18 protein-coding genes are annotated in these 20,459 nt (G+C 42.8%); 16 read left to right on the top strand and 2 right to left on the bottom strand.

Annotated elements, in window-relative coordinates; translation table 11 throughout:
- Positions 1-424: 424 nt before the first annotated feature.
- Both LJ707_RS04470 and LJ707_RS04465 read right to left on the bottom strand, forming a co-directional pair.
- On the bottom strand, positions 425-835 hold the full coding sequence (locus tag LJ707_RS04470; protein WP_228949593.1) for a helix-turn-helix domain-containing protein: 411 nt from the start codon (positions 833-835) through the stop codon (positions 425-427).
- Between the two features lie 48 nt (positions 836-883).
- A complete protein-coding gene (locus tag LJ707_RS04465; protein WP_228949592.1) occupies positions 884-1,486 on the bottom strand; it encodes a UpxY family transcription antiterminator in 603 nt (200 codons plus the stop codon).
- Between the two features lie 675 nt (positions 1,487-2,161).
- Between LJ707_RS04465 and LJ707_RS04460 the strand changes: the two genes are divergently transcribed.
- The 16 genes from LJ707_RS04460 to LJ707_RS04385 are packed head-to-tail and all read left to right on the top strand — an operon-like array spanning position 2,162 to position 20,458.
- Positions 2,162-2,902 carry a polysaccharide biosynthesis/export family protein gene (locus LJ707_RS04460; protein ID WP_228949591.1) on the top strand — a complete coding sequence of 247 codons (741 nt, stop codon included), beginning with the start codon at positions 2,162-2,164 and terminating at the stop codon, positions 2,900-2,902.
- Positions 2,903-2,906: 4 nt separating this feature from the next.
- Positions 2,907-5,234: a polysaccharide biosynthesis tyrosine autokinase gene (locus tag LJ707_RS04455; protein ID WP_228949590.1), complete on the top strand. Its 2,328-nt coding sequence runs from the start codon at positions 2,907-2,909 to the stop codon at positions 5,232-5,234.
- 30 nt (positions 5,235-5,264) lie between these two features.
- Positions 5,265-6,563: a lipopolysaccharide biosynthesis protein gene (locus tag LJ707_RS04450; RefSeq protein ID WP_228949589.1), complete on the top strand. Its 1,299-nt coding sequence runs from the start codon at positions 5,265-5,267 to the stop codon at positions 6,561-6,563.
- 6 nt (positions 6,564-6,569) lie between these two features.
- On the top strand, positions 6,570-7,547 hold the full coding sequence (locus LJ707_RS04445) for a glycosyltransferase family 2 protein (protein WP_228949588.1): 978 nt from the start codon (positions 6,570-6,572) through the stop codon (positions 7,545-7,547).
- Between the two features lie 37 nt (positions 7,548-7,584).
- Entirely contained in the window at positions 7,585-8,724 is a 1,140-nt protein-coding gene (locus LJ707_RS04440) for a glycosyltransferase (RefSeq protein WP_228949587.1), read from the top strand.
- A 57-nt stretch (positions 8,725-8,781) separates the two neighbouring features.
- Entirely contained in the window at positions 8,782-9,906 is a 1,125-nt protein-coding gene (locus LJ707_RS04435) for a glycosyltransferase (RefSeq protein WP_228949586.1), read from the top strand.
- On the top strand, positions 9,893-10,828 hold the full coding sequence (locus tag LJ707_RS04430; protein WP_228949585.1) for an NAD(P)-dependent oxidoreductase: 936 nt from the start codon (positions 9,893-9,895) through the stop codon (positions 10,826-10,828). The genes LJ707_RS04435 and LJ707_RS04430 overlap by 14 nt, the downstream gene beginning before the upstream one ends.
- Positions 10,829-10,869: 41 nt before the next feature.
- Entirely contained in the window at positions 10,870-12,060 is a 1,191-nt protein-coding gene (locus tag LJ707_RS04425; RefSeq protein WP_228949584.1) for an acyltransferase, read from the top strand.
- 1 nt (position 12,061) lies between these two features.
- On the top strand, positions 12,062-13,171 hold the full coding sequence (locus LJ707_RS04420) for a hypothetical protein (RefSeq protein ID WP_228949583.1): 1,110 nt from the start codon (positions 12,062-12,064) through the stop codon (positions 13,169-13,171).
- Between the two features lie 21 nt (positions 13,172-13,192).
- Positions 13,193-14,434, top strand: coding sequence for a glycosyltransferase family 4 protein (locus tag LJ707_RS04415; protein ID WP_228949582.1), 1,242 nt, complete (start codon positions 13,193-13,195; stop codon positions 14,432-14,434).
- Positions 14,435-14,437: 3 nt separating this feature from the next.
- Positions 14,438-15,862 carry a hypothetical protein gene (locus tag LJ707_RS04410; RefSeq protein ID WP_228949581.1) on the top strand — a complete coding sequence of 475 codons (1,425 nt, stop codon included), beginning with the start codon at positions 14,438-14,440 and terminating at the stop codon, positions 15,860-15,862.
- A gap of 44 nt (positions 15,863-15,906) precedes the next feature.
- Entirely contained in the window at positions 15,907-16,527 is a 621-nt protein-coding gene (locus LJ707_RS04405; protein ID WP_228949580.1) for an SIS domain-containing protein, read from the top strand.
- A 6-nt stretch (positions 16,528-16,533) separates the two neighbouring features.
- On the top strand, positions 16,534-17,544 hold the full coding sequence (locus tag LJ707_RS04400) for a bifunctional heptose 7-phosphate kinase/heptose 1-phosphate adenyltransferase (RefSeq protein ID WP_228949579.1): 1,011 nt from the start codon (positions 16,534-16,536) through the stop codon (positions 17,542-17,544).
- A gap of 1 nt (position 17,545) precedes the next feature.
- Positions 17,546-18,652 carry a glycosyltransferase family 9 protein gene (locus LJ707_RS04395; RefSeq protein ID WP_228949578.1) on the top strand — a complete coding sequence of 369 codons (1,107 nt, stop codon included), beginning with the start codon at positions 17,546-17,548 and terminating at the stop codon, positions 18,650-18,652.
- Positions 18,652-19,902 (top strand): glycosyltransferase, encoded by a 1,251-nt coding sequence (locus LJ707_RS04390; protein WP_228949577.1) that lies wholly within the window; start codon positions 18,652-18,654, stop codon positions 19,900-19,902. The genes LJ707_RS04395 and LJ707_RS04390 overlap by 1 nt, the downstream gene beginning before the upstream one ends.
- Complete coding sequence (locus tag LJ707_RS04385; RefSeq protein WP_228949576.1) at positions 19,886-20,458, top strand: putative colanic acid biosynthesis acetyltransferase; 573 nt, start codon at positions 19,886-19,888, stop codon at positions 20,456-20,458. The genes LJ707_RS04390 and LJ707_RS04385 overlap by 17 nt, the downstream gene beginning before the upstream one ends.
- Position 20,459 lies beyond the last annotated feature (1 nt).

The raw sequence follows: 20,459 nt of genomic DNA, 5'->3' as shown, positions 1-20,459 counted from the left end.
TAGTTTATAAAAGAGTTGATTAGCTATTTAAATGAAGTAAATAAATAATATTAAATATTATATAATAAATAATCCTTGTAGTGATGGATTTGCTTCGATTTTGTTTTAAAAAAATGAAGTAATTTTTTTGTTACGATTTTTTTAGAGTTATTAATTTAACTCAAACGATCTGCTGTGGAAAATAATTCTCCCTTTGGGGATTCAATTCTCCATATTGAGGCTTATTTTCTACAATATTTTAAATCACATTAATTTTAACTTTAATTTTTTACAATATATAGTTGTATTGTTAAATCAAACTACGTGTACAGCTATTTACTTAAAGGCCAAAAAATAATCCCTAACGGCATTTTTGCAATTTTTACTATGTGAGCACCCGGTAGCTGTTTAATAGCTTGCTATTCTATTTGAGAAAGAAAAGTAATTATTGGTTAATGGTTCCTTCAACTGAAATCTTAACAGAATTACGCTCAACATTCTTGATCAGGATGTCGTTGTATTTTTCTAAAAGGGCTATATACTTATCCTTCCAGTACGACTCGTTATTCTGTTGATTAGTACTTTGATCTGCTTGGGTAGCATATTGCTGTGCAGTGTGATTTACCGGAGTTTGACGCTTAAAATCATCACTGTTAAATAAATGCGGAAACTCGACCGAGAAGTCGTGATTAATAGAGATACCAATTTTGTAAATGATCTCTGATTTTAAAAATTGCTGATTAAACCAATTATAAACAGAACGCCTGTTAACGTTTGTTAGCCTGGCTATCTCGCTAATACTATACCCCTCCCGTCTTATTACCCTCTCAATTATCTGACCGTGGTGTACGTCCATAGTTATGCAATTACATAAAATGTTAACCTGTAAATTTATAGGTTAAACTTATAATGATACTGTTGCTGAGGCTATTAGGAACGTATAGAGCAGAATGCTTGCTACTAATATGGTATTTAAAACACGTGAGGCCGGTACCACGTGCTCTGTTTTAACTTTAACCATTAGTACACAGTTAAGCTGGTCAATGGCCATAACCACGGATTTACCTGATATGGTTTTAACCACGCCTTGAGTATTATATAACAAGCCGTTATTGATGCGAACTTCATCACCAATGTTTAACTTATTTACATCTACGATCTCTATATTCTGATAGCTTTTAACAATTTCTTCTATTCTTAATATTTCATTGTCATTTAGTGTTACAGGCTTATTGTTATTAACAACAAAGCTGATCACTCCGGATGTTTGCTTAACGCGCTCAACCTCTGATAATGAAATTTTAACGAATATATATGAAGAGAAAAGGGGGGTATCTACTGTCTTTATACGATCAGCCCACTGATGTTTTGACTTAACTATTGGGCAAAATGAATATATACCTTGTTGGTTCAGGTTTTTATCAACTTTCTTCTCAAATCTGGATCGCGTATACACTACCATCCATCGTTTTGAAGTATTAGTTTGTTTGATCAAGTTATTTTCCATGGGATTATATATAATATAATTATCATACCACATTTTAACCTATATATCTGCAGGCACATAGTTTTCATATGTAACTATCCTAAATATAATAACTTACAACTTTGTGGAATAAATTGATTATAACTTTTTATATAAACTTTTAATATTTTAATAATAATACTGTGAGTTTAATAACAATAATTCGTTTTTGTAACAAAAATTGAAAAATAGTTTGCAATTGCACATTGCTTGCTAATAGTGTGAAATTAAAAGTAGCGACAACATATTTTCATCTGAAAATATGTATTGATATGGATATTGGTATTTCATAATTTTTAAACAGAATATTGAAATAGTGTTGTTTTTTGACCAAAATAATTCTCATAAATTCTCTAAAAAGTGAGGTTAATTGATATTGCACATGTGGTTTACGTTCAGGTACCAATTTGGTAACAATCAGTTACTTGTCTTAACATTCACCTTCCTTAAACTATACTTTTGTATCAGATTCTGAACGGATTAATGTGCTTGTTAGCAAATTAATATTCAATCTCAATCATTTTTAACAAAAATATATTCACTGTAAGTGAAATGGCGAAGCTATACCAGCAGCCCAGTTTAACCGAATTATATGTCGGTACAAATCCCTCAATTTATTCTTTCTTTTCACCTGATCAATACTGAAATCTACTGTAAATGATGAAATATTCTACATTTTTTAATTGCCTTGTACTTATACTGATCGTTCTGTGCACCTCATGTTCTTCATACAAGAATATACCTTACTTCCAAAATGTAAACCGTGGTAATAATCTTAACGAAAGCATTGATAATTTTTCGCCGCTTACTATACAGCGCGAGGATATATTAGGTATAACTGTGAGCAGCCTTAACCCTGAAGCGTGGGGTGATTCGAGTAATAAAACATCAGGCTACCGTGTTGACCAAAGCGGTGAAATACAGTTGCCGCTTATTGGTAATTTAAAAGTAGCAGGAATGACCACCGAGATGATTAGCAAGGAAATACAAAAGCGCCTTACCACTTATTTAAAACAACCCTCGGTAAATGTGCGGATAATGAATTTTAAGATCTCGGTAATTGGTGATGTAGCCCGCCCTAATGTTTACCAGATACCTAACGAGCGTGTTACAGTACCAGAGGCACTTGGTTTGGCCGGTGACCTGAACATTACAGGTATTCGCAATAATGTATTGCTGATTCGTGAAAACGATGGCAAGCGCCAGTATTACAATCTGGATCTTACCTCTGCCGATCTGTTTAAATCACCTTATTATTATCTTAAAAATAATGATGTGTTGTACGTGCAGCCTGACAAAACCAAATCAAACTCGGGCGACAGAAATTACCGCAATGCCAGCTTAATACTTTCGGCGGCCTCAGTAATAACCATTATCCTCACCAGCATTAATAATTAACCTCATGAAAAACGATCGTTTATTTTTAACCACGGCAGGCGTAGATAACGGCGACGATTCGTCAAAAGATCTGCGTGGGCTGTTCGCTAAATACCTGCATAGCTGGCCGTATTTTGTGGCTTGCCTGTTAGTGGCCTTTGGTGCGGCATATATACATGTACGTAATACCAAACCTGTGTATGATGTTAAGGCTAAACTTGCTATTAAGGATGATAAAAGTGCGTCGGCAGAGCAGCAGGCGCTTGAAAAAATAGACCTTGCAGGGCAACCCAAAGATATTGAAAGCGAGCTTGAAGTAATACGCTCAAGACCTTTGATACGGCAGGTAGTTGATGACCTGCAACTGTGGACGAACTATAAAGCAGCCGAAAGCTATAGTGATGATGATATTTACGCTACAACGCCGGTACGCCTGAATTTGCTGGCTACTAAAAATGGCCCCGCGTACCAATCAGTTACCATACAAATAAAGGATGCGGGCAGCTTTATGCTTATAAATGGCGATGAAGAATCAGGTCCGTATAAATTCAATACCACACTCAAAAGCGGTTTTGGTAAATGGAGCCTTTCGGCAACACCTTACATTACTGACTATATAGGCAAAAAGATCAGCATTAATACACAAAGCCCAGAAGATGTAGTAACGTATTATCAGAACGTTGTTTTGGTATCCTTAAACAAGGATGCCCCGATAATAGAAATGGAACTTGAAGATGGTGTGCCCGAACGGGGCAAAGCCTTTTTAAATCAACTGATAAAGGTGTACAAGCTATCAAGCATTGAAGATAAAAAACGTGCTACACAAAGCACACTTAAATTTATTGATGTAAGGCTGTCATCATTAAGTGGCGAGCTTACTTCGGTAGAGAAGGATGTGGAAGGTTTTAAAAGCAGCCGCGGGCTAACAGATATCTCATCAAAATCAAAGTTTTATCTGGATAATGTACAAAGTAATGATACCCGCCTCAGCGAAGTAAATGTGCAGTTGAATGTTATTAACGGTATTGAACGTTATGTAAACTCAACCAATAATGAAGGCTCGGTACCGGCCACACTGGGTATTTCAGATCCGGGGTTAATAAGTTTTGTTGACCAGTTATCAAAACTACAGTTACAGCGGGACAGGTTACTGGCCACCACACCCGAGCAGAACCCGATATTTGAACCTATTAACAGGCAGATAAACGCTACCAAAGCCGCCATTAAAGAAAATATAAAAGGCATAAAATCTTCATTAGTATCTGTTCAGCGTGAGTTGCAGCAAAACAACTCGGGCTTTGAAGCTTCTATAAAAAACATACCGGGCCAGGAGCGCCAGTACATCAGCATTAAAAGACAGCAGAGCATTAAAGAGAACCTTTACATATACCTGCTGCAAAAAAAGGAGGAAGTATCATTAAGCTATGCTTCAACGCTTACCGGAATACACACAGTTGAGGAGCCTTATTACATATCGCCAAAATCAAAAAAACAGGTGCCTTATGTGTTAGCATTTTTAATGGGATTAGGCATACCGGCCGCGTTTATTTACGGCAGGGATATGATCAAGAACAAAGTGGTTAGCCGCGCCGAGATAGAAAAAGCCTTAACAGCACCGGTAATTGCCGAGATAAACCAGGAAAAAGCGAGCAAAGGCATTGTGATGTTTGATAAGAAGGGTTACGTAATTGCCGAGCAGTTTAGGGTGCTGCGTACCAACCTGCAAATGCTATTGCAAAATAAAACAGGCAGGGTTATAATGTGTACATCAAGTGTGGGTGGCGAAGGTAAAAGCTTTGTAACAAGTAATATGGCGGCTGTTTTAGCCGCAACCAACCGTAGGGTGGTAGTACTTGAGCTTGATATGCGCAGGCCTAAACTTACCGAAACACTAAAGTTTGATGCAGGCAAACCGGGCCTAAGCAATTACTTTAAAGGAGAGGCCACACTTGAGCAGATCGTTCAGGTATCGCCAGTGCACAAAAACATTATGGTGATAGGAGCAGGTGTTATTCCTGAAAACCCATCGGAGTTATTAATAGGCGATGAGCTGGATATACTGATCCATAACTTACGCAAGGAGTATGATGATATATTGATTGATACGCCGCCGCTGCACCTTGTTACTGATGCCTCGATACTTGCACGTGTATGTGATGCGACCTTGTACTTGATAAAACAAGGTTATACCGATAAATCTGAACTGAAATTCATTAAACAAGTAATCAATGAAGATCAATTACCAAACTTGAACATTGTGTTTAACGGTATACAACGCACCAAATACGGCTATGGTTATAACTATGATGATAGCTACTACATCAACACAAAGCATAAAAAGAGATTGGCTTAATACCCTCAATTTTTACTGCTTAAATTATAAATGAAAACCGAAACGACAACTGCACTGCCAGTTTCAAAATACGCTAAACTGCTTGAATTAGGGAAACTGGTAACGATTACAGGCGCAGCCCAACTGATTATACAATTAATTGGTTTTGTAAGCGCCGTAATTGTTATCCGGTTATTACCTACGCAAGAGTACGCTTTATACACCCTGGTGAACACGATGCTGGGTACCATGATTTTGTTAGCCGATGGAGGGATATCAACCGGGGTAATGTCGCAGGGTGGAAAGGTTTGGCAGGATAAAAACAAGCTGGGCCTGGTAATCGCCACTGGGTTAGACCTGCGCAGAAAATTTGCCGTGGGTAGTTTACTTGTAGCGGTGCCTGTGCTACTGTATCTGCTGGTTCACCATGGCGCAAGCTGGTTGATGGCCGGTTTGTTAACGGTAGCTTTAATACCGGCATTCTTTTCATCCCTGTCAAGCACACTGCTTGAGGTCGCTCCAAAATTAACGCAGGATATTGCACCCCTGCAAAAAATTCAGGTACACACTAATATATTACGGCTAATACTTACATCGCTAACCATATTCACATTTCCGTGGGCTTATATAGCCATTTTCGCATCAGGTTTACCGCCTGTATGGGCAAACTGGCAGTTACGCAAAACATCATCGCGCTATGCCGATACAAAGCAAAATCCTGATCCGGCAATCAGCAAAGAGATACTGACCTTTGTTAAGCGCATTTTACCCGGAGCGATATACTATTGCGCATCCGGGCAGATCACCATCTGGCTCATCTCAATTTTTGGGTCAACCACCGCTGTTGCGCAGGTAGGCGCCCTGGGTAGGTTGGTTATGGTTTTAAGCATATTTAATGTGCTATTTTCAACACTTATTGCACCCCGCTTTGCAAGGCTGCCTAACAATAAGCGCGTATTACTTGGTCATTATTTAAGAATTACGGCAGCTATGCTGCTTATATTGAGTTTACTGTTAGCGGTTGTATGGTTATTTCCAACACAAATTTTGTGGGCGCTTGGGCCGGCTTACGCTAATCTGCACACCGAGTTGTTTTTGAACATTGCAGGCAGTTGCCTGGGGCTTATCGCGGGTTCATCATTCTCATTATATACCCATCGTGGCTGGGCCATTAAGCCAGTTATATTAATACCTCTGAGCATTGCAGCGGTAGCCATATCAGCTTATTTTTTAGATATATCAACACTACGCGGCATTTTGATGCTCAATATATGTGTAGCCGGTTTTGAGGCTGTAATGCACATTGTATTCAGTTTGTTGATGATAAATAAAGTAACAACTACCGAATAGTTAAGTATGTCATTGTTAGCGCAATTACCATCGGCAGGCCATAAAAAAGGCTGGCCGTGGACAGAAGAGGTTGATGCCGGTATTTACAATACCCAAAAGCATTGGCCTAAAATTTCAATAGTTACTCCAAGCTATAACCAGGGTGTTTTTTTAGAGGAAACCATCCGCTCCATTTTATTACAAAATTACCCTAACCTGGAGTATATTGTTATGGATGGTGGCAGTAATGATGAGAGTGTCGAGATCCTTAAAAAATACGATAGATGGATAACCCATTGGGTGAGCGAAAAGGATAAAGGGCAGGCCAATGCCATTAATAAAGGTATTGAATTATGTACCGGTAACATATTTAACTGGATAAACAGTGATGATTATCTGGCACCCATGTCGCTGTTTTACGTGGGTCGTACCTTTACGCAAGGTGCTACAATAGCCGGTAAGGTGCACAATTTTTATAATGATAACCCAAGTTTCAAGGACATTATTCAAAACAGCGATTTAAGTATCGAGAATTTTTTGTCGCTTAAAGATACCTTTCACCAACCCGGTGTTTGGTGTGATATTAATAACATCCGTAATACAGGCAAGTTTTCTGAAAGCTCATCCTACTATTTCGACAGGATATTTTTCACCAGGTACTTCCTGCAATTTCCGCAGGTTATATATAACCAAAATGTGCTGGTACATTTCAGGTATCACTCAAGTTCAAAAACCATTGTGATACGTGATAGCAAGGCCGATGAACTGATAGATCATTACAATAGTTTACTTAATGATCCGGCTTACAATAATTATAAAAAGGAATTGCAATCGGCCCTTACTTACCAGTTATTGCCCGAAAAGCATATCAGCCAGTGGGAATTTGAAAATGTTGGTGAGCGCCTTTATAACAGGCTGTCGAGCTATTTTGCATTACTGTTTAAATATCCCGGTTTGTTGCGTACGCGCCATTATTTTACCAAGCTTAAACGCAGTGTACTTTAAACATTTACGGTATAAACTACCGTTAATTTAATCCAGCATGAAGTTCTTTTTTATATGCGGATCACTGCAAGCGGGCAGCGATGGTGTGGGAGATTATGTGCGCCGCCTGGCCTGTATGCTCATAGCTAACGGGCATCAGGTAAATGCGGTAGCGTTAAAAGATCATCATTTAGCGGTGCATGAGGATACCGTGCAGCAACTTAATGGCATTCAATTGCCTGTATTGCGCCTGCCTGCTACGTTAAGCAGCCGCGAACGATACCGCTTACTAAGTAAAAAAGTAAAAAGCTTTTCTCCGGATATCATTAGTCTGCAATATGTAGGCTTTGGCTTTCAAAAATATGGTTTGCCGTTCGAGATGCTGTCTAACTTTCGTAAAGCGGTGGCGGGTGTAAAGCTGCACATCATGCTTCACGAACTTTGGTGTGGTATGGCGGTAAATGCCGGGTTTAAGGAGAAGGTATTAGGCAACCTGCAAAAGCGCTTTCTTAAAACACTGATAACAAGCCTTAAACCGCAGCATATTTTTACCAGTATAAGTCCTTACCACGATTATTTGAAACAAATACAAGTTGAAGCCGATGTGGTACCCATTTTTGGTAACATACCTACTAATGAGTTTGGTGATGATAAAGAATGGCAGCAGTTTGCATCGTCTAAGCACCTGTCGTTATTAACGGGCACGGCAGCAAGCTGGCTGGTAGTGGGTTTTTTTGGTACCAGCTACAATTGCCCTGGTTTAAAGGAAATGATAGAAACCGTAAACATTGCCGCTACGCAAGCCGGTTTAAAACTTGGCGTATTACTGATAGGTCATAGCCGGGTACAAAACGTTGCCGATATACTTAAAACCATACCCGGCGCCGTATACTGGCAAACAGGCTCTGTACCGGCACCTATGATAAACCGTTGCATGCAATTGGTTGATGCAGGTATAGTTACCAGCCCGGTTGATGGCATAAACAAAAGCGGCGCAGCCATAGCGTGGATGGAGCGCGGCATACCGGTACTGATATCAGCATCTGATAAAACCTATCACGAGGCTGATATGAAAAAACTGGGCATCTTTCAGGCATCATCAGTTACTAATGTTATTGAGGCACTGCATGCAAAAGGTAAAATAATCCCGCAAAATTATCTCAACCAGGCAGCCGAAGCATATTTGGAGTGCATATAATGCATTTGCCGTTACCTGATATTTCTACTACAATTTTCTTTATAAAAATCTAAGCCGATGGGGTTAAACCATAAAAAAAATGTTTTGTTGATGGGGCATGTTGATGGCCTTGGCGGTGCTCAGATTGCGTATCGCGAACTGATCGACTTTGTAAAGGCCGAGGGCCATAATCTCAGGATCATCAACATTACCGATGATAAAAATGGCGGCCGTTTAACTGATGCGGATCTGGTATTGGGGCGTATTGAACACAAAACACCAGGTTTGGTAGATAAGGTAAAGAAATACAGATCATTACTTAGTGCAGCCAAACAAGCCAGAAGCTTTAAACCGGATGTGTTTGTGAGCATCGGCCTGTCAAATTCATCAAACTTTATTACCCGTTATTTAAGTAATGATTGCTTTAAAATAGCGCAGGACTTTATAGCCAATCGCTCAAAAGAAGAAGAGATATGGAACAAGAGCCGAGGCAGTTTTAATGGCATAGCGGTACAGGCCCCATCCATGCTCGATTACTGGAAAACTAATTTAACCGATGCATCTGATGTAAACTGGCTGCCATGTTTTCCGGCTCCACCGGTAAGTGGTGTGCTGAGAAAACAGGAGAGTGGCGAAAAACAGCAGATCAGGTTGGCTTACTTTGGTCGTTTAGCCGGTAATAAAGGGTTGCCACTGTTATTTAATACATTGACAACTTTGCCAAACCGTCAAAATGTTAAGCTTGATTTGTGGGGCAAGGGTGAAGAAGAAACAAACCTGAAAAAACTCGCCGCAGAACTTGATCTGGATAGTATTGTGAGTTTTAAAGGCGGTTACCCGGCAGATAGGGATGGGGCGGAACTAATGGCATCCTACGATGGCTTGGTACTTACCTCAACAGAAATGGAGGGCTTACCGCTTGTGCTGCTCGAATCAATGGCTTATGGCCTGCCTTTTATGGCAACCAACATTGGCGCCATACGCGATTGCTGTATTGATAACCCTGACACAGTATTAGTTGAACCTGATCAGCATTCCATAAGCGAAGGCCTTTCAAAACTGATAAACAATATAAAAACCGGTGCTTTTGATCCGGTCCGACTGAAGAATTATTACGATCAGCATTTCTCGCATAAGGTAATGGCCGATCGCTGGCGCGCATGTTTAAATAACCCTAAACTTTTCTTTAATGAAGCACAATAAAACCATCCTGATAACGGGAGCATCGGGTTTTCTGGGTACCTGGCTTGCTGATGAAGCAGCGCAGCAAGGGTATAAGTTAATAGGTATTGATATGCGCGCGCCGCTTCGCCCGGCGTTGTGGGAGGGGTTTGCTACCTCATCGCTGGAGTCGGTTGATCTGGATCAGCTTTTAAAAGGGCATGAGTTGGATGCGGTTTGTCATCTGGCAGGTGGCGCTTCGGTAGCCGCTTCGGTAAATGATCCGTATGGCGATTTTTCGAGTCTGTTGCCCGGTACGGCACGTTTGGCTTTATATATAGCAAAGGCACAGCGTAAGGCTAAAATGCTTTTCTTTTCGAGCGCGGCGGTTTATGGCAATCCTAAAACATTGCCTATAACCGAGCAAACCCCGGTTATGCCTATATCTCCATACGGCATACACAAAGCCACGGCCGAAACCTTGCTGATGAATTATTCGAGGGCATTAGGTATACAGGTAGTGATATTCCGCATATTTTCGGTTTACGGACCTGGTTTGCGTAAACAGTTAATATATGATGTTACACAGCGTGCCATTCAGGCTGCAACTTTAGGACAAAAAAGCATACAACTGTTTGGCACCGGTGCCGAAAGCCGCGATTTTATGTACGTGCAGGATGTGTGCCGCGCTGTAACCAGCATCATTGGTCAGGATCAGGATGAAAAGTGCTCCATATATAACCTGGCATCAGGTATTGAAAGTACCGTTGCCGATGTTGCCCGATGCCTTATCAGTAGCTTGAATATTGATATGGATATAACATTTGACGGCAAAGTACCACCGGGCGATCCTGTTAACTGGCGGGCCGATGTAAGTAAACTGGATGATATAGGTTTTAGTTCAGTGTATTCACTAAGTGAGGGGCTGAACGAGGTGGCGCAGTGGGCAAAGGTGATCGTATAAAATATAAACCGACAGAGAGTTTACGAGATATAAGCCGATACATGAAACACAATTACCAGCTTGATGCCATGCGTGCCATAGCGGCCCTGGCCATCATAGCTTACCATTATACACTATTTCCGTGCGGTTGGATAGGGGTACAATTCTTTTTCGTGTTATCAGGTTTTTTGATCTCTGGTATAGTTATAAAATACCGGGCGGCTTCAGCAGGAAAGCAAACAGGGGCATTTTTTAAAGATTTTTATAAACGACGCGCATTGCGGTTGTTCCCTTTATATTTTGGCTACATAGGCATACTCGCGCTGTTTAACTTTTTTGCCGGCAAGCCCGAAGCCTTTGATGTTGAATGGCCATGGCTGATTACTTACGCGGTAAATTTCAGGTGGTTATTTCAAGGCTACACTTTCCATATGGTGTATGGCCATTTGTGGAGCTTAGCGCTCGAGTGGCAGTTTTACATGGTATGGCCATTCTTTTTATGGTTTGTGCCTCAAAAACGCATCACCACTATTTTACTATGGTTACTGCCGCTCAGTATGGTAATAAGAGCATTGGGTTACACAATAAATGAGCATTTACCCTACCTGGTAGGCTTTAATGGCGATGCCACCGCCAAGGCACTTGCACCATATGTACTGCCATTCTCGCACATTGATGCCTTTGTATTCGGGGCATTGCTGTGCAAAGTTAAGGTTCGCCGCTTTTTAAGCAAGCCACAGGTAATTTATACCTGCATGGCACTTGTTGTAATAACAGGGTTAATGCTGGTAGCAGTTATACCCTCGTATACATTGGCCTCTATGGGATGGCCAAGCAACCTGCCTTTAGCATACCAATGGGTATGGGGTTACTCGTTATTGAATCTTACAAGCGCGGCTATCATAGCAGGCATTGTTGAAAAGGGCAATGCACGCATACTGGCCTTATCAAGGTCATCAGTGCTGCAATACCTGGGCAAAATATCCTACGGCATATATGTTTATCACCCTATAGTGATATTTGCGATGCTCAACTTTCGTGATAAAGTGCCTGCATTTACAGGTAAGCCGGTGTTTGAATTATTGATCGTTATTGGTATTACGGTGGCGATAGCCCATTTATCATACGAAAAGTTTGAAAAAAGATTTTTGACTAAGAGAAAACCTCAGCCTTTGGCGCAAAACCGGCCATTACAGGTAAGCGAAGCACCTGCCGAAAGTTTAGCACTTCAATTACAAGAATCCAACAATTAAAATGATAAACGATAGCAACAGGCAGTTACTTGTAATTGCCCCAACTTGTCCGCCCGGCGTTTGTGGTGTAAGTGATCATGCTTTCCGTACGGCATTGGCATTAGGCAAGTATTATCTTGATATTAAGATAGGTGTTCAATATTTTCCGCAGGAAAAGGCTGAAAATCAGCTTGAATTAAGAACGGATAACTGGGAAAAATCATTGAATGAAAGTACCAGCAGTACTTTTCCTACTGATGTATTATTGAACTATACGCCTAAAAGCTATTCAAAATTCGCATTGCCATTTAAGCTGTTATCAGCATTAAAAAAGTTTAAAAAAGCCTCGCCAGCCAACAGGTTGTTTGTGTATTTCCATGAAACATGGGATGGTAGTAAAAATTTAAAGTTTCATCACAAAGTGTTGGATGCTTTTACCAAGTACACCGTTAAGCAATTAAGTAACCAGGCCGATGGCATTACTGTAGTAACTAACGAGCAAAAGCAAAAACTTGAATCGGTATTGGTAAACCCCAAAGTGCATTTGAGCATGGTAGGAGCCAATATTTTACCTTTTGACAAGGCATATGGCCTTAAAAGTACACGCAACCCCGGCGAGTGGATCATATTTGGTTTGGCACATACCCGATTATGGACACTGCAACAACACCTGCCTTTAATAAAGCAGTTATACCAGAAAGGTGGTATCAGCAAAATATACGCTATCGGCCCAAATGATAATGCCTTTGCCGAGCAAGAGATCAGCCTGGCTAATACCGAGATAGGCAAGGGCGTACTGGTGCAGATGGGGGTTTTAAAACCGGCAGAAGTATCAAGCATGATGCTGAGCGCTGAAGCGGCTTTGGTTGGTCAAACAGCCGACAGTCTGCGTAAATCGGGCACGTTTGCAGCTTTGTCAGCTCATGCTGTACCTGTGGTGTGCGAGGCACCCCTTTCACTGGATGAGCCTCCGGGCTATGCCTTATTTCGCCCGCAGGAACTGATGGAGAATTACAGCCTTGTTACCACAGCCGAGGGCGAAAAACGCCGTCAGCTATTACACCAGTGGTTTTGGCTTACCCGCAGTTGGGAAGCTATCGCGCTGGATATGTATAGCTGGATTAAAGAATAAGTACCATATACCTGTATATTAATGAATATAGTACTATCGCACCCAACGGGCAACCGCAATGTACGTGCTGTAATAGCAAGTTTGGCTAAAGCAGGTATGTTGTCGGCATTTAATACCACGCTGGCTACGCATCAGGATTCGGCCTGGTTAAAACTTTTGCCTGCAAAAGTTCGTGCCGAGCTTATGCGCCGTTCATTCCAGGTACCAACGGGGAGTTTATACACCCGTCCGGCACTTGAGCTGGTACGAATGACATTACCCCGCTTAGGTATCAATAGCTACACCGAACATGAAAAAGGTTGGGCAAGCATTGATGCTGTTTACCGCGATCTGGATAAAGCCACAGCTAAACGTTTACGCTCGTTTGCGAAAAGTAAAAGCGTAAATGCCGTTTATGCCTACGAGGACGGCGCGTTATTTACCTTTAAGGAAGCCAGGCGATTAGGTTTAAAATGTATTTATGATCTGCCGATAGCTTATTGGGAAACCGCGCAAAAGCTTTTAAATGAAGAGGCGCTGCGTATGCCCGAATGGGCGGTTACGTTAGGCGGCGGTATAAATGATTCAGAAGCAAAGCTGGAGCGTAAAACACGTGAGCTGGAACTGGCTGACGTGGTAGTTGGCCCTGGTTCATTTGTAATGAATTCATTACCTGAATGGGCAAAGGAAAAGCAAATCATCGTATCGCCTTTTGGTTCGCCAAAGGTTGGTGAGGTTAAAAATACTACTAAAAACACTGATGCGCCGCTACGAGTGCTTTTCGCGGGCTCAATGGGCCAGCGCAAAGGGCTTGGCGATTTGTTCAAGGCGATCAAGCTGCTCGATACAAAGAAGGTAGAATTCGTTGTAATGGGCTCATTACTGGCACCCATGGATTTTTACCGCGAACAGCTTGATGATTTTACTTACGAGCCTGGCCGTTCTCATGACCAGGTGCTGGAACTGATGCGATCATGCGATGTGTTTTGCCTGCCATCAATTGTTGAGGGCAGGGCACTGGTAATGCAGGAGGCCATGAGCCAGGGGCTGCCTATCATCATCACCCCAAATACAGGTGGTGCCGATTTGGTAGACGAAGGCGAAACAGGCTTTTTGGTGGATATCCGCTCGCCCGAAGCTATCGCTCAAAAGATAGCCTGGTTTGCAGATAATCGTGAAATGTTACCAAAAATGAGCAAAGCAGCACAAATAAAAGCAGCCGGTTACACATGGGAAAATTACGGCGACAACATTATACACAGCCTAACCAATTATACACACTAAATAATGAAACAGTTTAGTAGTTCTGTTATTTCGGGTGTGTACAACAGCCTCGATCTTACCAAAACCCATGTACTGGAGCCGGTAAAGGAGAAGGATGTTAACCTGATACTTAAACGCGGTATCTGGGCTTATTTTCTGCTTTTGATATTTGAAGGCGCCCTGCGTAAATGGGTATTGCCTGGTTTAGCCACGCCGTTGCTTGTAGTGCGCGACCCGATAGCGCTTTGGCTGGTATTACTGGCCTGGAAACGTAATTTGTTGCCTGCAAATCTCTATGTAACCGTTATCATGATCGTAGGTGCTTTGGGGGTGATAACCGCCCTGGCATTCGGACACGGAAACATAGCTGTAGCCATATACGGTGCCAGGATACTCATGTTTCACTTCCCGCTCATATTTGTTATAGGCAGGGTGTTTGATCGTGATGATGTGATACAGATAGGTAAGTTCACCGTGTGGCTTACCATACCCATGGCCATACTTATAGCTATGCAATTTTATAGCCCGCAGTCGGCATGGGTAAACAGGGGTATAGGCGGCGATGCCAAAGGCGGCGGTTTTGACGGGGCAATGGGCTTTTTCAGGCCACCGGCTACCTTTTCGTTCACTAACGGCACAGCCTTATTTTTTGGCTTTGCATCGGCATACATATTTTACTTCTGGCTAACGCCAAAAAGCATGAACCGCATTATATTAATAGGTGCTACTTTGGGTTTGCTTATGGCTATACCGCTTTCTATCAGCCGTAGTTTGCTATCGCTGGTGCTGGCCTGTATATTATTTACACTGATCGCCATGTCCCGTAATCCCAAATACATAGGCAAGATTATTATGGCGGCGGTTGTATTAGCAATATCAATTGGCGTACTGAGCCAAACTAAGTTCGCCGCGACGCCAATAGCCGTTTTCACCGACAGGTTTACCAACGCTAACGAAACCGAGGGTGGTGTTAGTGGTGTATTTGTCGACCGTTTTTTAGGAGGCATGGTAGGCGCTATTATTGAATCGGCCGAGAAACCATTTTTTGGCTACGGCATAGGCATGGGCACAAGCGTAGGCAGTATGCTTATAGCAGGAGATCATACCGTTTATCTTATTTCTGAAGGTGAGTGGGGGCGGCTGATCGGAGAAATGGGTATCATCATGGGCTTTGCTGTAATTATCATTCGTGTAATATTTGTGATCAACATTGGTTGGGATAGCTTTAAACGCGTCAGTCAGAATGATTTTTTACCGTGGATGATATGCAGCATAGGCATACTGGCCATTATGCAGGGGCAATGGGCACAACCAACCTCATTGGGTTTTGATATTATACTCGGTGGCCTGATAGTAGCTGCCTTGCGCAAGCCCAACCGTAAGCTTTGGCTGGTTAAAACTTTTGATGAGGGTGATAACGCTCAACCAAACGCGCGTATTCACAATTGATATCACCATCATCTAACTAAATAAACATTTAATCATTAATCAATATGATCGAGTCATCATACAATCAAAGCGTTTTTGCGGCCGATACGGGTATGGTATCTTACCTGCAATCAGTTGATGAATTAATAAAAGTATTAACCACGAGTTTGCAACTTGAGGAATGCATTGATACTGCGGCTCAAACCATAAAACGGTCAATACTAAACGGCGGTAAGTTGATAACCTGCGGCAATGGCGGCAGTGCGGCTGATGCGCTGCATTTGGCCGAAGAATTAGTGGGCCGGTATAAAGCCGAACGCCGTAGTTTACCGGCTATTTGCCTTAATGCCGATGTAACCGCCATAACCTGCATCGGTAACGATTATGGTTTTGATGAGATATACGCCCGCCAGTTAGAAGGCCTGGGTAAACTTGGAGATGTACTGGTAGGTTTTAGCACCAGCGGTAACAGTCCAAACATCATAAAGGCATTTGAGCAGGCGGCCAGCCAGGGCATAACAACCATATTTTTAGGTGGTAAGGATGGCGGCGCTATAAAGGATATGTGCGATATAGAACTGATAGTACCAAGCAACACCACCGCGCGTATACAGGAAGTACATACCCTTATACTTCACCAATGGCTTGAAGAACTGGATACTACAGACTGGAGCGATCTAAAATAAAAAACAATGAACCTAACCTTTTTGCTTAAAAAACTGGGTGCCGTAAAAGTTATGGTGATCGGTGATATGATGCTCGACCATTATGTGTGGGGCAACGTAACCCGCATATCGCCGGAGGCACCGGTACCTGTTGTGCACGTGGCTGATGATAGTTACACGGCAGGCGGCGCTGCCAATGTTGCATTAAACCTTACCAACCTGGGCGTAAAAACCAGTATTATGGGGCATTGCATACAGGATGAAGCGGGCGAACGCCTGCTGAAAATACTGGCCGACAAAGAGGTTAAATATCTTTCTCCGGAAGTGCTGTTTCAATCTCCAACCATAGTAAAAACCCGTGTGGTTATACAATCGCAACAGCTTTGCCGTATTGACAGGGAAGGCCAGCGCGAGTTTTATGCCATTGATTCATCACCTGATTTTGAAAAGGCACTTGGCCGGGCTATGAGTGAAGTTCACGCGGTTATCGTGTCCGACTATGCAAAAGGTGTAATCACGCAATCGTTATTAGATTCTGTGTTAAAGATCGCTAAAAGCATTCCGGGTCTGCTGGTCGCAGTTGATCCGAAGCCTGCACGCAGGCTGTCATTCAGCGGTGTTGGTTTACTAACCCCAAACCGTAATGAGGCACTTGAACTGGCCGAGTTACCGGCACCGGCAATTGGTGAAAAGTACCCGCTTGAGGAGGTTTGCCGCCGGATACATGAGATGTACAACCCCGAAACTTTAATAGTTACCCTTGGTGCCGATGGTATGGCCATTAGCGAAAAAGGCGAAGTAGTTGAACATTTACCAACCGTTGCAAGGCAGATATTTGATGTATCGGGAGCGGGTGATACAGTTATAGCCACGCTTACCGCGTCTCTGGCCTGCGGTGCCAGCCCGGCCGAAGCGGCACGTTTGGCTAATGCAGCGGCGGGCTGCGTTGTGGCTCACCTTGGTACCGCGCCTGTTTTGGCGCATGAGCTTGAGGATTGGCTGCTGAAAGCAGATATGGCTTATCATAACGTACAATAACATGGCGGCTTCAGGTAAAAGAGTGCTTATTTACAGGCTGGGCAGCCTGGGCGATACCATAATGGCATTGCCCTGTTTTCATAAAATAAAAGAGAGCTTTGCCGATGCCGATATTACCCTGCTTACCAACAAGCCGGTAATGGCGAAGGCTGCCGCGGCTGAAACTGTTTTAGGCAGCGGATACTTTTTTAACCGCATTATTAATTACCCGGTAGGCACTCGCAGCCCACGCATACTTTTCGAACTGATATTACAGATAAGGTTATTAAAGATTGATACCGTGGTAAATATTAATCCGGCACGTTCGCGTATGTCGTTACTGCGTGATTATTGGTTTTTTAAAGCGGCAGGCGTTAAAAAAATGATAGGCTTTGATGCCGGGAAAGAGGATTTTGAAGTTTGTGTTGATGAGGCTACCGGTATAAACGAATGGGAAGCCAAACGACTGGCACGCCGCATCAGTATACTTGGTGAGTTGCCGCTTGATGATGACCGATACTGGGATCTTAAACTAAATAAAAAAGAAATATATACCGCCAACTGCTTTAACGAAGCTCTGCCTTCCGGAATCCCGGTTCTGGCCATATCACTTGGTACAAAAAACCCGGCAAATGAGTGGGGGATGGATAACTGGCAGCTACTGCTGCAGCAACTATCTGCCCGGCTTAACGGCTGGATGCTCATGGTAATAGGCGCGGCGGATGAAAAGCAAACCGGAGATAAATGCCTTGAGGTTTGGGGTAAAGAGGGGGTGAATTTTTGCGGCCAGACATCGCCACGGGTATCGGCGGCACTGTTAAAAAATGCTACCGTTTTTATAGGGCACGATAGTGGGCCCATACACCTTGCGGCTTGTGTGGGCACTCCTGCAATTGGCATTTACTCGGCGCGTAATATGCCGGGGCAATGGTTTCCGCGGGGTAACAATAATCGTATAATCTATCGCCTGCCTGAATGTGCGGGTTGTGGCCTGGAGGTATGCGTGGAGCAACGTAAAAAGTGTATCCTGTCAATCACCGTGCACGAAGTTAAGCAGGCATTATTTGATATCGTTACAAAAACCAATGAAGAAGAAAAGATGTCACCGCTAATAACTCAATTTCAATAATGAAAATTCTTCACGTTATCAGCAGTATGGACCCTGAAACAGGGGGTGTGTGCGAGGCCGTACGCTTATTAGCAGATGGACTAACTGAAGCCGGTTTTTATAACGAGATAGCCAGCGTTGATGATAAAGTTTTTCATCCGGAGGGTGCGGTTATACAGCACGCGTTAGGGCCTAAAAAAGGGCCCTGGTACCACAGCAAACAATTGCTGCCATGGTTGCTGCAAAATTTAACCCGCTTTGATGTGGTTATAGTTCATGGGTTGTGGTTATTTCATGGCTATGCCGTTAATAAGGCATTAAGGCAGTTAGAAAGAAATAATGAAGGCGTACTGCCACGTTTTATGGTAATGCCGCATGGTATGCTCGATCCGTATTTTCAACGCGCTAAAGGCCGCCGGTTAAAGGCGCTGCGCAATGTGGCATATTGGGCTTTAATAGAAAAGAATGTTATTAATAATGCAGATGAATTATTATTTACCTGCGAAACCGAACTGTTACTCGCACGAGAGCCTTTCAATCCATATAAACCAAAAAGAGAGTCTGTAGTAGGGCTGGGGGTACAATCACCGCCAGCCTGCACACAGGTAATGACTAAGGCATTTGCCGAAAAGCTGCCTGACGTTGAGCAAAAGCCTTACTGGTTGTTTTTAAGTCGTTTGCACGAAAAAAAAGGCGCCGACTTATTATTACAAGCTTACAAAAGCTTGGCCGAAAGGGTAGCTGCTACCGGAGATATTACATCGTTGCCGCATTTAGTAATAGCCGGGCCCGGTGCCGAAAGTGCTTACGGCGATGCATTACAGCAAATAGTAAAGCAATCTAACGTGTTAAAAGGCCGCGTTCACTTTCCGGGGATGTTGAGTGGCGATGCTAAGTGGGGCGCTTTTTATGGCTGTGAAGCATTTGTGCTGCCCAGCCATCAGGAAAATTTTGGTATTGCCGTTGTTGAGGCCCTGGCCTGCGGCAAAACGGTACTGATATCAGACCAGGTAAACATATGGCGCGAAATTAATGAAGCAGGGGCCGCGATTGTTGCCGATGATACTGACGAAGGAACGTTTAACACGCTCAACAAATGGTATAAGTTATCGGCAGTAGATAAAGAGAAAATGAGCGCACAGGCACATGCATGCTTTGAACAGTATTTCTCGGTGCAGGCAAATATTGAACGCTTTAGCCGTGTACTGCTTAATATCAATATAACAACTCAAAAAAATAAACTGGTTAATCAGTATGCTTTCATATCATAGCGCTAATAGTTCTGACGGTTATTTACGACCGGTATTTTCATTCACTAATAAGCTACGCAGGTTTTGCTGGAACATGGCCTGGCTTATACTATGCCGGTGGACACCCAACCCAATGCATCGCTGGCGTGTGTTTGTTGTACGTATGTTCGGCGGAAAAATCGGAGATAAGAATGTAATTTATCCTGACTGTAAGATATGGGCACCATGGCTGCTCGAAACGGAAGAAATTGTTACCATAGGGCCGGGGGTTGAAATATATAACCCGGGTGGTGTATACCTGTCGCACCACGTTATACTGTCGCAATATTCATTTTTGTGCGGAGCAACGCACGATTACAATACTGCCGATTTTACCTATATCATGAAACGTATAGTGCTTGAGCCCTATGTATGGATATGCTCAAAAGCGGTTGTTTTGCCGGGTGTTCATTGTAAACAAGGCAGTGTTTTGGGAGCCTCATCTGTTACGTCCTCAAACCTGGAGGCGTGGACAGTGTATGGTGGGCATCCGGCCAGGCAATTAAAAAAGCGTACTAATTTTACAAACGATAACTAAA

The organism is Mucilaginibacter sp. UR6-1 (assembly GCF_020880975.1).
GTDB lineage: Bacteria > Bacteroidota > Bacteroidia > Sphingobacteriales > Sphingobacteriaceae > Mucilaginibacter.
This window is presented reverse-complemented; position numbering and strand designations above follow the sequence as displayed.

Excerpts from the sequence above, each read along its gene's own strand:
- LJ707_RS04460 (WP_228949591.1), top strand. The coding sequence starts at position 2,162 with ATGATGAAATATTCTACATTTTTTAATTGCCTTGTACTTATACTGATC.
- LJ707_RS04445 (WP_228949588.1), top strand. The coding sequence starts at position 6,570 with ATGTCATTGTTAGCGCAATTACCATCGGCAGGCCATAAAAAAGGCTGG.
- LJ707_RS04450 (WP_228949589.1), top strand. The coding sequence starts at position 5,265 with ATGAAAACCGAAACGACAACTGCACTGCCAGTTTCAAAATACGCTAAA.
- LJ707_RS04400 (WP_228949579.1), top strand. The coding sequence starts at position 16,534 with ATGAACCTAACCTTTTTGCTTAAAAAACTGGGTGCCGTAAAAGTTATG.
- LJ707_RS04470 (WP_228949593.1), bottom strand. The coding sequence starts at position 835 with ATGGACGTACACCACGGTCAGATAATTGAGAGGGTAATAAGACGGGAG.
- LJ707_RS04390 (WP_228949577.1), top strand. The coding sequence starts at position 18,652 with ATGAAAATTCTTCACGTTATCAGCAGTATGGACCCTGAAACAGGGGGT.
- LJ707_RS04405 (WP_228949580.1), top strand. The coding sequence starts at position 15,907 with ATGATCGAGTCATCATACAATCAAAGCGTTTTTGCGGCCGATACGGGT.
- LJ707_RS04410 (WP_228949581.1), top strand. The coding sequence starts at position 14,438 with ATGAAACAGTTTAGTAGTTCTGTTATTTCGGGTGTGTACAACAGCCTC.
- LJ707_RS04455 (WP_228949590.1), top strand. The coding sequence starts at position 2,907 with ATGAAAAACGATCGTTTATTTTTAACCACGGCAGGCGTAGATAACGGC.
- LJ707_RS04425 (WP_228949584.1), top strand. The coding sequence starts at position 10,870 with ATGAAACACAATTACCAGCTTGATGCCATGCGTGCCATAGCGGCCCTG.
- LJ707_RS04385 (WP_228949576.1), top strand. The coding sequence starts at position 19,886 with ATGCTTTCATATCATAGCGCTAATAGTTCTGACGGTTATTTACGACCG.
- LJ707_RS04395 (WP_228949578.1), top strand. The coding sequence starts at position 17,546 with ATGGCGGCTTCAGGTAAAAGAGTGCTTATTTACAGGCTGGGCAGCCTG.
- LJ707_RS04420 (WP_228949583.1), top strand. The coding sequence starts at position 12,062 with ATGATAAACGATAGCAACAGGCAGTTACTTGTAATTGCCCCAACTTGT.
- LJ707_RS04415 (WP_228949582.1), top strand. The coding sequence starts at position 13,193 with ATGAATATAGTACTATCGCACCCAACGGGCAACCGCAATGTACGTGCT.
- LJ707_RS04440 (WP_228949587.1), top strand. The coding sequence starts at position 7,585 with ATGAAGTTCTTTTTTATATGCGGATCACTGCAAGCGGGCAGCGATGGT.
- LJ707_RS04465 (WP_228949592.1), bottom strand. The coding sequence starts at position 1,486 with ATGGAAAATAACTTGATCAAACAAACTAATACTTCAAAACGATGGATG.
- LJ707_RS04435 (WP_228949586.1), top strand. The coding sequence starts at position 8,782 with ATGGGGTTAAACCATAAAAAAAATGTTTTGTTGATGGGGCATGTTGAT.
- LJ707_RS04430 (WP_228949585.1), top strand. The coding sequence starts at position 9,893 with ATGAAGCACAATAAAACCATCCTGATAACGGGAGCATCGGGTTTTCTG.